Source organism: Vibrio sp. ED002 (assembly GCF_023277445.1).
GTDB classification, from domain to species: domain Bacteria; phylum Pseudomonadota; class Gammaproteobacteria; order Enterobacterales; family Vibrionaceae; genus Vibrio; species Vibrio jasicida.
In genome coordinates, this window is the sequence record NZ_CP080239.1 from 1,249,773 (window position 1) to 1,266,354 (window position 16,582).

At 44.4% G+C, this 16,582-nt stretch carries 19 protein-coding genes and 1 riboswitch; of the genes, 8 read left to right on the top strand and 11 right to left on the bottom strand.

The window, feature by feature from the left end; translation table 11 throughout:
• Window positions 1-49: 49 nt before the first annotated feature.
• From ITG12_RS22220 to ITG12_RS22245, 6 genes are all read right to left on the bottom strand, one after another.
• On the bottom strand, window positions 50-466 hold the full coding sequence (locus ITG12_RS22220) for a MarR family transcriptional regulator (protein WP_038876756.1): 417 nt from the start codon (window positions 464-466) through the stop codon (window positions 50-52).
• A complete protein-coding gene (gene dmeF, locus ITG12_RS22225) occupies window positions 466-1,359 on the bottom strand; it encodes a CDF family Co(II)/Ni(II) efflux transporter DmeF (protein WP_248874034.1) in 894 nt (297 codons plus the stop codon). The genes ITG12_RS22220 and dmeF overlap by 1 nt, the downstream gene beginning before the upstream one ends.
• A 253-nt stretch (window positions 1,360-1,612) precedes the next feature.
• Complete coding sequence (locus ITG12_RS22230; protein ID WP_038876761.1) at window positions 1,613-2,617, bottom strand: GTP-binding protein; 1,005 nt, start codon at window positions 2,615-2,617, stop codon at window positions 1,613-1,615.
• Complete coding sequence (locus ITG12_RS22235) at window positions 2,607-3,167, bottom strand: carbonate dehydratase (protein WP_042606275.1); 561 nt, start codon at window positions 3,165-3,167, stop codon at window positions 2,607-2,609. Before ITG12_RS22235 ends, ITG12_RS22230 begins: the two co-directional genes overlap by 11 nt.
• 149 nt (window positions 3,168-3,316) lie before the next feature.
• Window positions 3,317-4,657 (bottom strand): dihydroorotase, encoded by a 1,341-nt coding sequence (locus tag ITG12_RS22240; RefSeq protein WP_248874036.1) that lies wholly within the window; start codon window positions 4,655-4,657, stop codon window positions 3,317-3,319.
• A 96-nt stretch (window positions 4,658-4,753) separates the two neighbouring features.
• Window positions 4,754-5,206, bottom strand: coding sequence for a transcriptional repressor (locus tag ITG12_RS22245; RefSeq protein ID WP_038865157.1), 453 nt, complete (start codon window positions 5,204-5,206; stop codon window positions 4,754-4,756).
• A 224-nt stretch (window positions 5,207-5,430) separates the two neighbouring features.
• Here ITG12_RS22245 and ITG12_RS22250 point away from each other — a divergent pair, with 224 nt between their 5' ends.
• Window positions 5,431-6,285 carry a patatin family protein gene (locus ITG12_RS22250; RefSeq protein ID WP_038876767.1) on the top strand — a complete coding sequence of 285 codons (855 nt, stop codon included), beginning with the start codon at window positions 5,431-5,433 and terminating at the stop codon, window positions 6,283-6,285.
• A gap of 179 nt (window positions 6,286-6,464) precedes the next feature.
• Here the strand turns inward: ITG12_RS22250 and ITG12_RS22255 are convergent, their stop codons facing one another.
• Window positions 6,465-7,313, bottom strand: coding sequence for a pirin family protein (locus ITG12_RS22255; protein ID WP_038876770.1), 849 nt, complete (start codon window positions 7,311-7,313; stop codon window positions 6,465-6,467).
• A 324-nt stretch (window positions 7,314-7,637) separates the two neighbouring features.
• On the opposite strand from ITG12_RS22255, the gene ITG12_RS22260 reads away from it, so the two are divergent.
• From ITG12_RS22260 to ITG12_RS22275, 4 genes are all read left to right on the top strand, one after another.
• The gene (locus tag ITG12_RS22260) at window positions 7,638-7,847 is read left to right on the top strand and encodes a cold-shock protein (RefSeq protein WP_042606279.1); all 210 of its coding nucleotides are present in this window, start codon (window positions 7,638-7,640) and stop codon (window positions 7,845-7,847) included.
• A 306-nt stretch (window positions 7,848-8,153) separates the two neighbouring features.
• On the top strand, window positions 8,154-8,363 hold the full coding sequence (locus ITG12_RS22265) for a hypothetical protein (RefSeq protein ID WP_038865152.1): 210 nt from the start codon (window positions 8,154-8,156) through the stop codon (window positions 8,361-8,363).
• Between the two features lie 51 nt (window positions 8,364-8,414).
• A complete protein-coding gene (locus tag ITG12_RS22270) occupies window positions 8,415-8,555 on the top strand; it encodes a hypothetical protein (RefSeq protein ID WP_038865151.1) in 141 nt (46 codons plus the stop codon).
• 323 nt (window positions 8,556-8,878) lie between these two features.
• Window positions 8,879-8,978: riboswitch (purine riboswitch) on the top strand.
• Between the two features lie 100 nt (window positions 8,979-9,078).
• On the top strand, window positions 9,079-10,083 hold the full coding sequence (locus tag ITG12_RS22275) for an adenosine deaminase (RefSeq protein ID WP_248874038.1): 1,005 nt from the start codon (window positions 9,079-9,081) through the stop codon (window positions 10,081-10,083).
• 71 nt (window positions 10,084-10,154) lie between these two features.
• Here the strand turns inward: ITG12_RS22275 and ITG12_RS22280 are convergent, their stop codons facing one another.
• Together ITG12_RS22280 and ITG12_RS22285 are read right to left on the bottom strand one after the other, a co-directional pair.
• Window positions 10,155-11,789, bottom strand: a complete 1,635-nt coding sequence (locus ITG12_RS22280; protein ID WP_248874040.1) for a diguanylate cyclase — start codon at window positions 11,787-11,789, stop codon at window positions 10,155-10,157.
• Between the two features lie 154 nt (window positions 11,790-11,943).
• Window positions 11,944-12,867 (bottom strand): LysR family transcriptional regulator, encoded by a 924-nt coding sequence (locus tag ITG12_RS22285; protein WP_248874042.1) that lies wholly within the window; start codon window positions 12,865-12,867, stop codon window positions 11,944-11,946.
• Window positions 12,868-13,035: 168 nt separating this feature from the next.
• On the opposite strand from ITG12_RS22285, the gene ITG12_RS22290 reads away from it, so the two are divergent.
• The 3 genes from ITG12_RS22290 to ITG12_RS22300 all read left to right on the top strand — a co-directional run bounded on the left by ITG12_RS22290 (window position 13,036) and on the right by ITG12_RS22300 (window position 15,135).
• Entirely contained in the window at window positions 13,036-13,530 is a 495-nt protein-coding gene (locus ITG12_RS22290; RefSeq protein ID WP_349292941.1) for a magnesium transporter, read from the top strand.
• 3 nt (window positions 13,531-13,533) lie between these two features.
• Complete coding sequence (locus ITG12_RS22295; protein WP_038865143.1) at window positions 13,534-14,523, top strand: efflux RND transporter periplasmic adaptor subunit; 990 nt, start codon at window positions 13,534-13,536, stop codon at window positions 14,521-14,523.
• 138 nt (window positions 14,524-14,661) lie between these two features.
• Window positions 14,662-15,135 carry a peroxiredoxin gene (locus ITG12_RS22300; RefSeq protein ID WP_248875074.1) on the top strand — a complete coding sequence of 158 codons (474 nt, stop codon included), beginning with the start codon at window positions 14,662-14,664 and terminating at the stop codon, window positions 15,133-15,135.
• Between the two features lie 70 nt (window positions 15,136-15,205).
• Here the strand turns inward: ITG12_RS22300 and ITG12_RS22305 are convergent, their stop codons facing one another.
• The gene (locus tag ITG12_RS22305) at window positions 15,206-15,910 is read right to left on the bottom strand and encodes a class I SAM-dependent methyltransferase (protein ID WP_248874046.1); all 705 of its coding nucleotides are present in this window, start codon (window positions 15,908-15,910) and stop codon (window positions 15,206-15,208) included.
• Between the two features lie 193 nt (window positions 15,911-16,103).
• Window positions 16,104-16,511 (bottom strand): SPOR domain-containing protein, encoded by a 408-nt coding sequence (locus ITG12_RS22310; RefSeq protein ID WP_248874048.1) that lies wholly within the window; start codon window positions 16,509-16,511, stop codon window positions 16,104-16,106.
• Window positions 16,512-16,582 lie beyond the last annotated feature (71 nt).

Genomic DNA, 16,582 nt, shown 5'->3' on the forward strand with positions numbered 1-16,582 from the left:
TTTTTGTAATTTGGTGTTCAGGGTTTGTGTTAGGAAACGAAAAGCCTAATCAAAACTCTCTGTTCATTTTCTGCAAGCACGCAAACAGAATGGCTTGATGCTCGGGGTCGATATTACGCGTTAAGTCCTGAACCAAATCTAGATGCAGCTGATTGTGGTGGTGGTGAATTTCTTCGCCACTCGGTGTTAACTTCACGACAATAGCACGGCGGTCTTCTGGATGAGGACAACGTTCAATCAACCCCGCCTTCACTAGTTTTTCAATTTGAACCGTCAATGTACCGGTCGTAATCCCCAGCTTCTCCGCCAGTTCTTTCATACGCAGTGCACCATGCCCACCCAACACTTCAATCGTGTGGATTTGAGCCAGTGAATAACCAGTGCCTTTCACTACAGATTGCTCCCAAGAAGACATTTTGTCATAAAACTCGGTAAGCGTTTGATTCAGCTTTTCTAATTCGCGCATCACTCAGTCGTTTGAACTTCCAAAGTAAGATGATGAATCTTATCAAACTTAGCCAGTATTTGCTTAAATTCATCCAGTGTTTTATCACTCTTGTTCTTCAATGCAATCGCCGCAGAATAATGATGACCACTGACTTTCCAGATATGTAAGTCGACAACCTCCGCATACGGATCTAAAGACTTTCTTATCTCTTTACGATAGTTCTTATCGATACTCTCATCCAAAAGTACTGGCGCGGTTTGCTTCATCAAGCCCAACGTCCATTTACCAATCACAACAGCACCAACAATGCCCATCATGGCATCTAACCACACCCAGCCGTAAAACTTACCGACAATCAGCGCCACAATCGCCAACAAAGACGTCAATGTATCCGCTAGCACGTGGAAATACGCAGCGGTTAAGTTGTGGTCGTGATGATGTTCGTGATCGTGATGGTCATGCCCATGATGATGGTGATCTTGCAAAAGTAGCATGCTTGCAAGGTTCACCACTAAACCAATCACCGCGACCATGATCGCCTCGTTAAATTGGATACTCTCTGGATTAAAGAGACGATGAATCGATTCGACCATCATCATCAGTGCCACAATCCCCAACGCAATCGCACTGGTAAAACCGCCAAGTACACTGACTTTACCCGTACCAAATGAGAAGCGGTCATTGTGCGCATTTTGTTTCGCGTAGCGGTAAGCAAAGAGAGTAATACAAAATGCCGCTGCGTGTGTGCCCATGTGCCAACCATCTGCCAGCAATGCCATTGAACCAAACATGGTTCCGGCAGCAATCTCCACCACCATAGTGGTCACGGTTAGAATCAATACGTAGAGCGTGCGTTTTTCACCCTTTTGGTTGTGAGAAACGAAATCATGTGAATGTTGCGATACAGCCATTGCGACACTTACCTTCCAATTTTAGTTTGATTATCAAATTATTTGACTTTAATTTAGTTTGACAATCAAACAATGTCAATGCGGAAAATAAATGATGTTAAAAGCACATTGCCCGATGAGCCGCATGAATTGCAGAGAAAGGCATTTTTGAAAAGTCAGGATAGATCGTCAGAAAAAGAGAAAAAGGAAGAAGAGAGGAAAAACAAAGAAGAGCGTTGAACCTTATCAGGTTTAACGCCCAAGTTATGTGATTCTATCGCATTTCGCAGGCGAGAAGCTTGTCTTCAAATTGCTCATCAATCCTATCGGCAATCAATTCGATTCGGCTTTCTGCACAGTCATCCAGTTCCACTTCCGTTAAACCATCAGGAGTAAGGTTGTAACCAAAAATGCCGCTATTGGTGATGAAGACCGCTTTCATACGTTCTACTTGTAGATCAACCAATAATACGATGAGCTGCTGGCGATCAAACACTTTCTCAGGAGAGAATCGCCAACCAACGCTTTGAAAGCCTTCACCTTCATTCATCGCTTTCAGCAAGCCACTCTCTGGCATGGGCATCTCAGAAACCAATGGCTTTTCATTCGCATGATGATGGTGATGATGAGGAGGATTCTCATGAATAGTGGTATTCCCTTCGAACTCGGCAAATGGAATCACACCATGCTGCGCAAAAATCACCTTCGTGTTCGGACGACTAACATTTTCAACATACGCCTTTAGTTTTTCCGAATCGCCCTCTTGATACAGATCGAGTTTGTTACCCACCACGGTATCGGCAATGGCAATTTGTTGGTTAAAGGTCTCATGGTCGGTGTAACGAGCATCAGAAAGCTTACGCGCATCCACCAACGTAATGTTCTTTTGCAATGATAATATGGTTCGGTAATGCTGCGTCGACAGTACTTGCAATACTTCTTTTGGATGACCAAGCCCAGTTGGCTCAATCAGCAGGCGGTCTGGCTTCGCTTCATTAAGCAGTTGGTTTAGCGCGATTTGCATTGGCAAACCGGCAGCGCAGCACATGCAACCACCTGGGACTTCACGGATGAAAACTTGTTGCTGCCCACTGTGCTGGCCTTGAACCAAGCTGCCATCCACACCAATTTCACCAAACTCATTGACCAACACCGCCCAGCGTTCATTCGCTGGCTTATTCGCCATTAAATTCAGAATCGCCGAAGTTTTTCCCACTCCGAGAAAACCAGTAATAATGTTGGTTGGTACCCCTAAAATAGGTTGATTATCAGAGCTCATTGGCGATTCTCCTATAACCTTGAACCAACTCATGGTTGGCAGATACAACAGACTCCGAAAACGCCGAATATTCTGGTGGCACTTTCGAGATGCTATTCAAGTCAAAATCAGCGCCGATATTGGTCATCGGTGGTACATGGAAATGCTCTGGCAAGTCTAGACCATCCACCACACAGTTATGACGAATCACGCAACCTGCGCCAATCACGGCGTTAAAGACGACCGAGTTGAAGCCGATAAAAACATCGTCACTCACTTCACAAGGCCCATGAATAATGGAACGGTGCGCAATAGAAGAACGCTCGCCAATGGTCACGGCAGCGCCAGCTTTCGAGTGAATAACCACACCGTCTTGAATATTGGTATCACGCTTAATCACGATGGCTTCCATATCGCCTTGTTCATTGACTTCATCAGCCCGAATCACCGCATAAGGACCAATAAAAACGTTATCTTCAATGATCACTTTGCCACAGATAATAGCAGTCGGATCGATGAATGCATTTTCCGACACTTCCGGCATGTGACCTGTTGGATTTCTTCTTAACATATTGATTTCTCTTTATTCGGCGTCTTATTAAACACTCAAACTACAACGTCTAACTTCAAGCATTACAGCTTCTACAAATCAGGTTTAAAAAACAGGGAGTACAAATAAGCTTTCAAAAATGAAGGTCAAAAATCAGCCCAGAGATAAACCTAGCACCGACGTTCAAATGACAGTCGCATGCCATATTCCTTTGGTTCAATCACTCGTTGGTTAGCATAAACCACACCGCCGTTCACCCACGTTGTTTTGATTTGTGATGAGAATGTATGCCCAGCAAACGGTGACCATCCGCAGTGATACAAGCTGTTCTCGTTCGTCACCGGCGTTGGTACTGCTGCATCAACAAGAACCAAATCAGCAAAGTAGCCTTCACGAATAAAACCGCGCTGTTGAACACCATAACGAATCGCTGGGTTGTGAGCGGTTTTCTCTACGACTTGCTCCATCGTCATGTGGCCACGACTCACTTGATCAAACAGCGTCAGTAGTGCGTGCTGTACCAAAGGTAAGCCAGCAGGTGCTTGGTCGTAAGGGACTTGCTTTTCTTCCCAAGTGTGTGGTGCATGGTCCGTCGCGATAATATCAATCTGGCCTGTGCTTAATGCCTTTAGAAGCGCTTCACGATCGCTTGGGTATTTCACTGCTGGGTTACATTTAATTTGGTTCCCACGCTCCGCATAATCCTCATTGCTAAACCAGAGATGGTGAACACAAGCTTCTGCTGTGATGTTCTTATTTTGAATGGAGCCAGCCTCAAACAAGGCAAGTTCTTTTGCGGTGGTAATGTGTAAAACATGCAGTTGGCTATGGTGTTTTCTCGCTAACTCAACCGCGTAAGAAGAGGAGGCATAGCAAGCTTCGTCATCACGTAACACTGGGTGATCTTCTATTGTGAGTTCCGACTTTTTTTGCAGCAACCTTTGCTTGTTTTGAGCAATGTTAGGCCCGCTTTCACAATGGGTGACAATTAACACAGGCGAATCACGGAAAATCGCGTCCAAAGCTTGCGGCGCTTCAACTAATAAATCCCCTGTTGAAGCACCCATAAAGACTTTTACACCACAATGCTTACTTGGGTCGAGCAACTTAATTTGGTCCAGATTGTCTTCTGTCGCACCGAGGTAAAACGAGTAATTTGCAAGTGAGTTGTTCTCGGCAATTGCAAACTTCCGCTCTAATGCATCAATTGTGGTTGTCGCTGGGTTTACGTTCGGCATTTCCATGTAACTGGTAATACCACCCGCGACCGCTGCACGAGATTCTGTCGCTATCGAGCCTTTATGGGTTAAGCCTGGCTCACGAAAATGCACTTGGTCATCAATCATTCCTGGGATCAAATAACAGCCTCTCGCATCAATAACTGCATCACCTGGACGAACCATAATATCCTTTCCTATGGTTTCAATTTGCTGATCGACAATCCGCAAATCTGTTTCTGTAATCGTTCCTTCATTTACCACACGGGCATTCTTAATCAGCGTTGCAGGCATGACGTTTCGCCGGTTCCTTTTTGTTAGGGATGAAAAAATGAATGACGCACAAAGTGAGTTTTGTGCGCTCATGGTAGGTAGAGTGAGCTCACACCTCTATTTGACACAATCGTCGCAGACACAACTGATTTCCAATTGAGGGCTGATAACCGTAAAACCTTCTTGTCGCGCATTCGATTGAAGGCCAGTAATCATGGCAGGATCGATGGTTTGCTCGCTGATTTTGTCGCATTTAGAGCAAATCAGAAATTGAGGGATACCATGTTCGTGGTCGCACAGGATATGAGAACAGACAATGTACTTATTAGAGACCTTTAGCTTGTGCGCCAAATGTTCACTTTCAAGGAAATCCAAAATACGATAAACCGACATGGCCTGAATATTTTGATCAAAATGCGTTTTGCAATAGTCCATCAACTCATACGCTGACAACGCTTTGTTAGAATGAACCAGTGCTTTTAAGACGAGCTTCCTTTTTGATGTCAGTTGCTTGCCTCGAGCTTTACAGATTTTCTCTACATGCTTAATAACCGCGTCGATATCGCCCATTACCCACCTCACAAAACATTTATGCCACCCAATATATTTTATAATAATTGTTATGTTATAACATAAATTAAAAGTTCATCAAGCTAACACAGAAGTATCCAAGATAAGGCAGAGGTCCACGAACCAACAACGCTTGGCCTAAGGGCGATTTGGGTATATGAATTAGATCCGTTACTCTAGAAGCCTGATATCCCAAATCATAACAATCAAAACGGATGGCAAGGATGGAACAAGTTGGCTCTCGCGCTCTCATCGTAGAAGGCGGCGCAATGCGCGGCGTATTTTCCTGCGGCATACTCGATCACTTCATGGCTAATAACTTCTCACCCTTTGATAGCTTTTGGGGGGTATCTGCGGGAGCAAGCAATCTAGCGGCTTACCTTGCAAATATGCCGGGGCGAAACCTTAAAATTTATCTCGATTACAGCCTACGTAATGAATTTATCTCTCCAACGCAGCTTGTGCGTGGCGGAGACATGATGGATTTAGATTGGATGTGGGACATCACGCTCAGAGAACTCGATATAGATAGAGCGGTACTGTCTGCTGATGCTCGCCCTTTCTTTTTAGGTGTCACTCGCCAAGACAACGGACAAGCAGAGTACTTAACCCCAACAATTGATATGCTCGCGGAAACAATGAAGGCAAGCAGCGCATTACCTATTTTGTATCGCAACGGTGTCGCGTTGAAAGGGATAAAATATGTCGATGGTGGGGTCGCCGACGCTATTCCTGTCGCAGAAGCCATCAAGCGCGGGGCGACCAAAATCATGGTCTTACGGAGCAGACCTGTAAGTTATCGAAAATCCAAACCAAAGTTTGAAAAACTCACCGCGCGTCTATTGAAAGATCACCCTGCGTTGGTCGAGCCAATGCTCACTCGCCACGTTCGTTATAACCAGTCTTTGGAATTAATAGAGAATCCACCAGCAGGTGTTGAGATCATCCAGATTTGCCCTCCGGAAGGTTTTAAACTTAAGCGCTTAAGCCGCTCTCCAGAGCCACTACGTAAAGCTTATGAGCTTGGCATTGAATTTGGTCAACACGCCATTGAGCGCTGGAACAAAATTAGGAACTAGGTAGCATGAATCAAAAACTAAACAGATAAAAAAAGCCACACCGACTAGGCGTGGCTGTTGCAAATTCGATGGCAGTGGATATCGTCTTTGCTTGCAGTTGAACTCAATAAGGGAGTTCCAAATCATTGTGCGCTTTTTCCATCTTGCTGAGCGGCCAAACAGCATGTTTTCCTTACGGTTTAATAAGTCTCGAATAAACCTGCGTTGTAATCTTGAATCGCTTGTTCGATTTCTTCGATGCTGTTCATTACAAAAGGACCATAGTGTACAACTGGTTCATCAATCGGCTCACCGATGAAGATAAGCGCACCGCTAGCCTCATTCGCGTTTAACTCAGCCGTATCACCTTGAGACAACAAGGCCATTTCCCCCTGCTTAACAACACGGTCACTAAGACTTACGTTGCCTTTGTAGGCATACACCATCATGTTGTGATGCGAGGGCGTTATAAGATTTAAACAGTCCCCGGCGGCAGAACGCCAATCAGCAACCGTAACGGGCACACCGGTTTTATCCAGTGGACCTCGAATCACTTCACCATTTATATTCAGATCGCCGGACAACACTCTCACCAAACCTTGTGTTTCTTGGTGATACTCAGTGATCGTTTCAGGTTGAAAATCATGGTATTGCGCTGGCGTCATTTTGTTGCGCGCTGGCTGGTTAATCCAAATCTGAAATCCATGCAAAGCGCCATCTTGCATGATTGGCATTTCACTATGAATAACGCCACGCCCTGCGGCCATCCATTGGGCTCCACCGGATCGAAGTTCACCAACATTGTTCATATGGTCGCGATGCTGGAAATGGCCCTTCATCATGTACGTTAGCGTTTCTATGCCGCGGTGAGGATGTGGTGGAAAGCCACCAACATAATCCGCTTGCTGATCAGACTTCAGTTCATCCACCATCAAAAAAGGAGAAAAGCTGGCATTGTTGAATCCGGCAACTCGACGAATCTTTACACCATCACCATCCGCGGTTGCGTGTGAACGAATAACCTGACGAATCTCTCTCAATGTACTCATAATCTTGCCTCCCTTATTGGTATGGTTCCATTGTAGAAAGGGCGGGAGAAAATCATGAGTGGATGGAGTTGTTCTACTCCATCGATTTTTTCGAACAAAAATAAATTAAAAATAATGGTAGCTATTTTTTAAACACGCTGTATAGTGATGGCTGGCTCTTAGAAGAGAGCTGTTAATGCTACATTTAGTTTAAGTTCCCTCTCAGTAAATTCTTGAATCCCTTAATTCAGACACCTGCGTAAAACTTCCTCTTGATTGCACATTCAATAGCTTAAAAAAGATCCACTAAAACTCGTATATTATTGTTTAAATTCAGAGGTTTTTATGTCTAAAGTAACTGGTTCAGTAAAATGGTTTAACGAAACTAAAGGTTTTGGTTTCCTATCTCAAGACAACGGCGGCCAAGATGTATTCGTACACTTCAACGCTATCGTTTCTGACGGTTTCAAAACTTTGACTGAAGGTCAGAAAGTAAGCTTCAATGTAGAAGACGGTAAAAAAGGTCCTCAAGCGACTGAAGTTACTCCTCTATAAGATAGCTTTTCTTGGTGCAGCATCTCCTTGCTGCACCAAACTCTCCTCCCCCTTCAAAAATTCCTCACACTTAACACTCAGCAATATTCGATAAAATTTTGCTCGGTCTTCTGCTGCCTAAAATAAATGGGTTGCGGACATGATATCCATCACTAGCACACTGTATCTATCGTTAGAACACTATTGTAATCGTTGGTATATCACTTACTTAAAATTAGGAAAAATTATGTCTAGAAGAACTGGTCGTCAACGACACTGGTATCAATTATCAAATAAAGAAAAAATCACAAAGAAACAGGAGAGTAGATGTTAGAAATTGAATTCCGTTTAAAACAACCCGACATTTCTTGGAACGCCAAAATACATCAACTTAACGGTGACATTTTAAGGCGCCATATACTGCCAAAGCTTCAATCAACTTGTTATCTCATTGATTTTAAATACTGTGAGAAGAGCTACTCAGGTGAAATACTGTGTGACTCAGGTTCAAAGTTAGGAAGTTTTAGTATCAAATAAGTCTATTTTGATGCATTAATTAGTAATGCGAATAACTAGGAAGGTATTCAAATGGCCAGAAAAAGTAAAAAACAAATAGAACAAGAAAAGAAAGAGTCTGAACAAAACGCCGCTGCAGTAAAACAACAAACACGCCGACGTATTGAGGACATTATGGAGCAAAGAGAATTTGATAAATTGTTTGATCTTTAATGTTTAAACGAATGAATGAATGAAATCCCTCCATACTCTTTTCATTACTCTTACCTATTAAAAATATCGATGTGCAAGGTATCGCCACCCCTTCTCAGTTCACAATGAGCAACGCACAGAAACCCGATATTAAACACCAAATTTCTCGCAAGGTGTCATTCAGAATTAGCCTCTGAATACTCGATTCACAGCTCGGTGTGTGCTGGAACCGAAACACCCCGCGATGAAATAACCTCTACAACACCCGAAAAACTAACCTTCTTCTCCATTTTACTATCACCCATCTGCTTTCTAACAACGCTAGCCAACCCCGATTTTTTGCGTATAATCGCAACCGTTTGCTTCGTATAACCCCAATGATATGGTTTGGGGGTCTCTACCAGCTCCCTTAAAGTGCTGATTACGAAGAGTTGAGATCACTGTGGATCTTACTCTTTGTAATAGCGTTCGATTTTTTCCAATCTATACCTATTCTTAGAGTAACTGCACCCACAACAACCATAAGAAAAAGTGGGAGTTTATTATGAACGCATTTATTCAAGGTCTTCCAAAGGTAGAGTTACATTTACATATAGAAGGTTCGCTAGAGCCAGAATTGTTGTTTGAGCTAGCAAAGCGCAACCAAATCGACATCCCATTCGAATCACCTCAAGCACTACGTAAAGCCTACGAGTTCGAAGATTTACAATCTTTTCTCGATATCTATTACCAAGGGGCAAATGCGCTGCGTACAGAGCAAGACTTCTATGATTTGACTTGGGCATATCTAGAACGCTGCAAAGCCGACAACGTTATCCATACTGAGATATTTTTCGACCCGCAAACGCACACCGACCGCGGTATTGCATTTGATATTGTCATTCATGGTATTTTTCGCGCCATGCAAGACGGACAAGAGAAGCTCGGTATCACCTCTCAAATCATTGCGTGCTTCTTACGTCACCTATCGGAAGAGAGCGCGATCGAAACGCTGCAATCGATCTTAGAACATAAAGATAAAATCATTGGTGTTGGCTTGGATTCTTCCGAGCTTGGTCATCCGCCAGAGAAGTTTAAGCGTGCATTTCAACAGGCAAAAGAAGCGGGCTTGCTGACGGTTGCTCATGCTGGCGAAGAAGGTCCAGCGCAGAATATTGTTGACGCACTAGAGATGCTAAGTGTCAGTCGAGTAGACCATGGTGTTCGCTGCGTTGAAGATGCATCGTTGGTCGAAGCGCTTATCGAAAGCAAAATGCCTCTCACGGTGTGCCCGTTGTCGAACATTAAGCTTTGCGTGTTTGATGAAATGGAGCAGCACAACATTGTTGATTTGCTACGTAAAGGTGTCGTGGTAACCATTAACTCGGATGATCCGGCTTACTTTGGCGGTTACATGACGGATAACTTTTTGGCGGTCAGCAATGCACACCCGATGACGAAGCCAGAGCTAGCTCAGTTCACCATCAATGCGATTAATGCGAGCTTCATCAGCGAAGCGCTGAAAGCCAAATACCGAGCTCAAGTCGCTGATTATTTAGCGAATCACTGATTATAAATACAAACCAGGGCTAGCTATCTAGCCCTTATTTTGTTGTTTGAAATACACCTTTACTACGTACCTCACGATGTATCTCGTTCGGTTTTAATACAGTTTCTCCCCGCATTTTTTGCAACATAGAGCGCCTTGTCTGCTCTGGCGACCAGTTCATCAAAACTGTCCTCTAACCCTAATGTGGCAATGCCCGCACTGAACGTCACTTTCGAAACAGGGCTGAAATCTTCATCCTTAAGCGCCTCTAAACGGTTTTGTGCCCATTGCAGTGCCTTTTCTAAAGATACCTCGGAAGCGACGATGACAAACTCCTCCCCGCCCCATCGTGCCAACATACCTTCCTCTAAAGGGGTTTGGGCCAGAAAATCAGCAATATGCTTTAGTACGTCATCCCCAACATCATGCCCAAATGTGTCGTTAACCTCTTTAAAGTGGTCAAGGTCGAGCAAAATCAATGAGACAGACCAGCTGTGCGCTCGTGCCTTTTGAAGCTGCTCGTTGACTTTGGTGATCAGTGCACGACGGTTAAATAAGTTGGTGAGTGGATCATGCATGGCCAACCAAGTGAGCTTGTGGTTATTTGCATTGAGCAAATTGACCGAGTACGCCAACTCTTGGTTCGCAGTATTGAGCTCTTGTGTTCTGAGTGCGACCACTTCCTCTAGCTTTCTATTGTGCTGATGGATTTCATCAAAGGTGTTTTTAAAAGCATTGGAAAGCTGACCTATTTCATCTTTCGAATCGTAGCCAGAAAACGCGGTGTAATGATTGTTCACTGCGTTTTCGACATCGTACGTCAGATCCAAAATCGGCCTTGTGATGGAATTGGTGAGATAAAACACGATAGGCATGAAAACAACAATCACCACCGATGAAGTAATCGCAACATCTTCCAGTAGCTCATTGATATCGAGGAAAATATCAGACTCTTCCGTGGTCACAAAGAGCGTCCAATTGGGCAAAGTGTCGATTTTAGCGAAAGTCACGATCTTGGCTTCATTGACCTTTCTGTCGTAGTAGTGGCCGTGTCCAACATTCTCCCAATTGGTTTGCACCGCAATGTCAGCAAAGCCTTCAAAACCAACTCGTTCACCTTCAAAAATATTGGCGTGCAAAATCAGAGAGCTGTCGGGATGAGAAACCACTGTCCCGGTGCTATCAGAGATCCAAGCATAGCTGCTGTTGCCTAACTTCACTTTCGACAAACGCTGCGCAAGGTAGTCTACGGAAATAGAAACACCAACAATCCCTTTCCAGTTATCCGCTTCGTCATACACAGGTACACCAAGGGCAACAACGGGCGTTTTGACCAGTAAGCCAACGTGCGGCGCTGTGATGTGATAACCTCCGTGCTTCCATCGAGCATCTCCAACAAATTCCGGCCACTCGATTTTTATGGCTCTACCCTTGTAATCAATAAGGTTCCAATACTCATCGACGAAAAGCGTATTGATCACAGACTTCTTAGACATGCTTTTGAGCCACTTAAGCTCTTCGACAATAAAGTCGATATCCCCTTCTTGAACACGTTGGTGACCACTAATGGTTTGCAATGACGCCACATGTCGTTGCAACTCTTGGCTGATGACGTCCGAATGGAGGTTAGAAAGTTGAATGGAGTTTTCTAAGGCGACACTAAAGATCCGTTGCCGCTCTTTAAAGTACAACACAGCGAAAAGAATCAGGACGAAACAAATCGTCATTACGGAATACGTCACGACAAACTTGGTTCTTACACTTCGGAAAGCAAACCCCGCGATATACACAGATGTCCTTATTAAATGTGAGGATATGCATATAGTCTAGTTTGTTAGTAAAGAGTCTGCTATGTGGTTTAGTATGAAAAACGGTCGAAATTTAATAGTTTATTGAAAACTTCTTCGCTGCCAATACACATTGTTCTCTCAACCATTTATGACTTGGATCGTTGGTACGAGATGAATGCCAATACATGGCAACATCGATAGGCTCTTTTAGAAAGTCGATCTCTAACGCTTTCAATTGATACAACTCTTTGTACTGCTCTAACAATATTTGAGGCATAAGGGCGATATAGTCGCAACGTTGTATCACCGGCAATATTTCTACAATACTGCTGCTCTGCCAAGCAACGTCACGCTGAGCTAATATCTTTTCGTCTTTAATCCCACGTCCAGTCAAATACCCTCCTTGTTGATCAAGTTGAGATAAAGTAACGTGCTTTTCTGCTAAATATTCATCCACGCTAATGGTATTGCCTAGTAAGCGTGGATGGTCAGCCCGGCACGTTACCGTCAACTTATCAGACATCAACACTTGAGAACGTAAATGAGGATGCAAGTTAGTGTGTGCCTCAATCACAAGATCACATTGCTGAGTTCGCAAAAGGTTGGTTAAGTCCATGCTATAGAGTGGCTCAATCCGTGTCATCGCTTTTGGCGCAGTATGACTAATCATTGCAGACAACTCTGGTAACAAGGTAAAACCGAACACACTCAAAGACGAGATCACAAAACGCTTATCACATTGGGCAGGGTCAAATCGAGAATGTTCAGGCAACATATACGCAATACTTTCAACTGCACTGGCGAGCGTTGGGTAAATATCCAGAGCATACGCCGTCGGTGACACACCGTGGCTTTCACGTATAAACAGTGCGTCGTTAAACATCTCACGAAGCCTGACTACCGCTTGGCTGACCGCTGATTGGCTAATGCCCAATCGTTGCGCCGCCTTGGTGTAACTTTTCTCTTCGACAATCGCCACGAAGGTCGGCATAAGGCTGTAATCTGAGTGCTTCATAATTTATGTATTCTCGCCAATTTACCTAGTGATATAGCTATAACTTATATCACATATAACTCAACTTATGGCGTTTTTTCATACAATTGCGCGCACGTGATGAAACAAATAAAACAACCATCACTCGCTCAACGTTCTACCCTCCAAACATCGACAAAAGGTATAACTATGAACGTCATAAAAGCCATGGGTCGCGTGATATTTGCGATTTTTATGGTGCTATTAAAGTTCTCGATCTTCATGGCTCTGATGCTTTGCGGTGCTTATTTGCTTGCACCTATAGGTACAATCAATTCAAAAGACATTGATATGAGTTTATTTACCAACACGCCCAACGACACCATGATGGTGATCTTTAACTCTGAATACTTCAGCGGGTATCTGTTCTCTGTCACCATAGCCCTTGTCCTTTTTGTTATCTATTTGCTATGGCAGATCCATGAAGTTGCAGTGCACCGAGCGGAAGAAAAGAAAAGTTCTCACATTCAATTGGTTTTTGCTTTGTCTTTATGTGGTTTATTCATCCATAAAGCATGGTGGGTATTGGCACTTATCATTGCGTTCGCTAACTGGGAACACATTGGTCAATCACTTAGCAGCATTATTCGCAATAGCCGCCTGTCAACACAACCCCAAACGCCAGCAAAAGCAACGGAGGAATAACCGATGAAAGAGGTAATGATTCCGTACATTTTGATCATGTGGATTTTGGTCTCTACTGGCGCGATCAAATGGACACTTAAAAGCGCGTTTTGGATTATTTCTGGCGGCGCGTTCATTCTTGTAGTGCTGGGGATTCTATCCCGTTTGTGGGCTCCGGTTGATCTCACTTACTCATCCACAGTCAAAGCACCACACTCAGTGTTGTCTCCCCTATTTCGTGAGCAAATCGACCACATCAATGTGCAGCACAACCAACGAGTCAAGAAAGGCGATGTGATTTACACCTTAGTGGATACCACTTCGCAAGCCGACGTCGAGAAGATTAAGGCTGGGATTGTGCAGCAAGAAGAGACCATCGCTCAGTTGAAGCGTGACATCGTGCGTGGTGAAACTTCACCAGAAATCTTCAAAGGCCGCGATCTGGAATACTACGAATCACAATTACGCGTCGCCAAAGCGTCATTAAAATCACTCCATGCTGACCTTGAGAAGACTGTCTTTGAGCAAGAGCGTAAAACGGTACGAGCGCCTTATGATGGCCAAGTAGCCGTTGTTAACGTCGCTGACGGCAGCCGTGTGGGTAACATGCACATATACGACACCTCACGTAAGTTTTTAGAAATGCGCATCCCTGACCAAACTTATCGTTACGTTGAAGCGGGGCAGTTTGCTGAGTTTTACGTCGACGCATACCCTGGTGAAGTGTTCCGTGCGCGCGTGCACAGTATCACGGCGGGTACCGGAGAATCTTCTGTCTCTCCTCTGCAAGGGCCGCAAAGTGTTCGTCAGCACGTGGGAGCAAACACCAGTAGCCATGGTCGTACTGTGATTTTGGAAATCTTCGAACCAGAAGGCAAATCCATCCCAATCGGTGCAACTGGCTCAGCGTGGATTGCCGCAAATAAACCACACAGCCTGTTTGGCTTCATTGATGTAATTGGCGCAGCAACGGTTCGCCTTCACTCTTATAAGTCTTACTTGAACGCGATGTAGAGAATAAACAAACCGCCCACAGAGGCGGTTTGTTTTTATGAAGTCAATGATGCCCCTACAATTCGTCTGTGGTTAGCAAACACTTTTGGCGCTAGACTGAGTGAGCTATATAAAGCTACCCAAATAAGGAAGAAAATGATGATTCAACAAGGCCAAGTACTACCTGCCGCAACGCTTAGCGAACTGACTGCGGATGGCATGGTAAATCACGAACTAACCGAACTGTTTGCCAACAAGAAAGTCGTGTTGTTTGCGGTACCAGGTGCATTTACGCCAACATGCTCTGAAGCTCACTTACCTGGCTACGTTGTATTAGCAGACCAACTGAAAGCGAAAGGTGTTGATCTTATTGCTTGTGTATCGGTCAACGATGCCTTTGTCATGCAAGCTTGGGGCGAAGCGCAAAATGCTTCTGAGCTACTCATGTTGGGTGACGGTGATGCAAGCTTCACTAAAGCAATTGGTCTAGAAATGGACACGGGCGGCTTTGGCGGTGTTCGTTCACAGCGTTACGCAATGATCATTGAAAATGGCGTAGTAACCACGCTGAATATTGAAGAGCCAAAAACATTCGAAGCGAGCAAAGCAGAAACCATTCTCGCTGCACTTTAAGCTCAACGCTAAGATCACAAAACGGAAGCCTCTGCGCTTCCGTTTTTTCTATCTGAACTCACTGATTTTACTAGCTCAGCGCTACACATTTAATGAAGATGAAGTTCGGGAACGTCGCCAAACGTTGATAATGCTCCTGAGAGATTTCACGAATCTTTTCATTCACCTTACCTTCTGAAATCGCCAGCATCGCCATGTTACTGCCCGTAATAGCATCGGTAATGTCTTGTAATGAGCGGCGGTAGAATGCCACAGGAACCGGTTCTCCTACCGTATTCCACATATCTTCAACCAGCTCTTTATCGTAGTAATTACCAGAAGCCGAACATTCGAAATCCGCAAATGGATGATGGGTTGAGAAGACAAACTGACCACCGGCTTTTAGTACTCGTTGAATATCGTTAAACAAGGGACGAAGATCTTCAATGTAATGAACCATCAGCGGGCAAATGACTAAATCGTACTGCCCGTCCGTCTCTTCAGGTAAACCGAGCGCCAAGTTTTGCGCGTAAGCGGTGACCGAGCTACCTAACTTTTCTTTTACGATATCTATCATCTCTTGTGCAGCGTCGATGCCGGTTACTGAGCTTGCGCCCAGCTCAAGAAGAAGCTGCGCGTAAATACCAGAACCACAACCTAAATCCAGCACCTTTTTGCCTGCCACATCACCGACTAGTTCAAGGGTGTTTGGACGCTCAAAATGCGCGTTGTACAGATTATCTTGCGCGGCTAAATCGTATTGCTTTGCGTAGGTGGTGTACATTTCTTGCTTCATGGTGACTCCAACGAAAAAGTGGGACGCGAAGACTAGAAAATACTCGATATGAAGTAAAGTGAAAAGCACGTCAGATCAGTGATCTTGCGCGTACATTGAAGAAGTGGCGTTCTGAAAAATAGAAAGAGCCTTACCGATGTATCGAAAGACTCTGAATTGTGTGCAACCCCCTAATCGAATCAAAGCCTAGGTATTAACGCATTCGCACCACACTAGTCTCTTGCTTGCGTTGCATTTCACCAAACGTCAGCACAAACGGGGAAGATTGCTTAACGCGGCTTGGCAACGAAGACAGTGCGTTATAAGCGTCTTGCTTGGTTTTGAAATCCCCAACCGTCACGGTATACCATCGTGTACCACGGCTATTTTTCCAGTTCACCCAAACCGGATGTTTCGGATCGATGTAGCGAATGTACTCTTTGACATCCTTTTCTTTTTTGAGTGCCAGTACCTGCATCGTGTAGTGATTTGGGTTGAGGTATCCATAAGCATCTTGCGATGACATAACACCAACACATTGCTCAGAATCGACTGGTTGATGCTGCGGCAGCACACAGCCAGTAAGGGAAAAAGCCAAGGCCAAAGATAAAATCTTGCGCACACGTAACTCCGTTTTTTTGTTCTGAATGTTTCTCTTAATGAGTGCTCAAAACAAAAAGGCGACCATTTCGG

Excerpts from the sequence above, each read along its gene's own strand:
- ITG12_RS22220 (WP_038876756.1), bottom strand. The coding sequence starts at position 466 with ATGCGCGAATTAGAAAAGCTGAATCAAACGCTTACCGAGTTTTATGAC.
- dmeF (WP_248874034.1), bottom strand. The coding sequence starts at position 1,359 with ATGGCTGTATCGCAACATTCACATGATTTCGTTTCTCACAACCAAAAG.
- ITG12_RS22230 (WP_038876761.1), bottom strand. The coding sequence starts at position 2,617 with ATGAGCTCTGATAATCAACCTATTTTAGGGGTACCAACCAACATTATT.
- ITG12_RS22235 (WP_042606275.1), bottom strand. The coding sequence starts at position 3,167 with ATGTTAAGAAGAAATCCAACAGGTCACATGCCGGAAGTGTCGGAAAAT.
- ITG12_RS22240 (WP_248874036.1), bottom strand. The coding sequence starts at position 4,657 with ATGCCTGCAACGCTGATTAAGAATGCCCGTGTGGTAAATGAAGGAACG.
- ITG12_RS22245 (WP_038865157.1), bottom strand. The coding sequence starts at position 5,206 with ATGGGCGATATCGACGCGGTTATTAAGCATGTAGAGAAAATCTGTAAA.
- ITG12_RS22250 (WP_038876767.1), top strand. The coding sequence starts at position 5,431 with ATGGAACAAGTTGGCTCTCGCGCTCTCATCGTAGAAGGCGGCGCAATG.
- ITG12_RS22255 (WP_038876770.1), bottom strand. The coding sequence starts at position 7,313 with ATGAGTACATTGAGAGAGATTCGTCAGGTTATTCGTTCACACGCAACC.
- ITG12_RS22260 (WP_042606279.1), top strand. The coding sequence starts at position 7,638 with ATGTCTAAAGTAACTGGTTCAGTAAAATGGTTTAACGAAACTAAAGGT.
- ITG12_RS22265 (WP_038865152.1), top strand. The coding sequence starts at position 8,154 with ATGTTAGAAATTGAATTCCGTTTAAAACAACCCGACATTTCTTGGAAC.
- ITG12_RS22270 (WP_038865151.1), top strand. The coding sequence starts at position 8,415 with ATGGCCAGAAAAAGTAAAAAACAAATAGAACAAGAAAAGAAAGAGTCT.
- ITG12_RS22275 (WP_248874038.1), top strand. The coding sequence starts at position 9,079 with ATGAACGCATTTATTCAAGGTCTTCCAAAGGTAGAGTTACATTTACAT.
- ITG12_RS22280 (WP_248874040.1), bottom strand. The coding sequence starts at position 11,789 with ATGACGATTTGTTTCGTCCTGATTCTTTTCGCTGTGTTGTACTTTAAA.
- ITG12_RS22285 (WP_248874042.1), bottom strand. The coding sequence starts at position 12,867 with ATGAAGCACTCAGATTACAGCCTTATGCCGACCTTCGTGGCGATTGTC.
- ITG12_RS22290 (WP_349292941.1), top strand. The coding sequence starts at position 13,036 with ATGAACGTCATAAAAGCCATGGGTCGCGTGATATTTGCGATTTTTATG.
- ITG12_RS22295 (WP_038865143.1), top strand. The coding sequence starts at position 13,534 with ATGAAAGAGGTAATGATTCCGTACATTTTGATCATGTGGATTTTGGTC.
- ITG12_RS22300 (WP_248875074.1), top strand. The coding sequence starts at position 14,662 with ATGATTCAACAAGGCCAAGTACTACCTGCCGCAACGCTTAGCGAACTG.
- ITG12_RS22305 (WP_248874046.1), bottom strand. The coding sequence starts at position 15,910 with ATGAAGCAAGAAATGTACACCACCTACGCAAAGCAATACGATTTAGCC.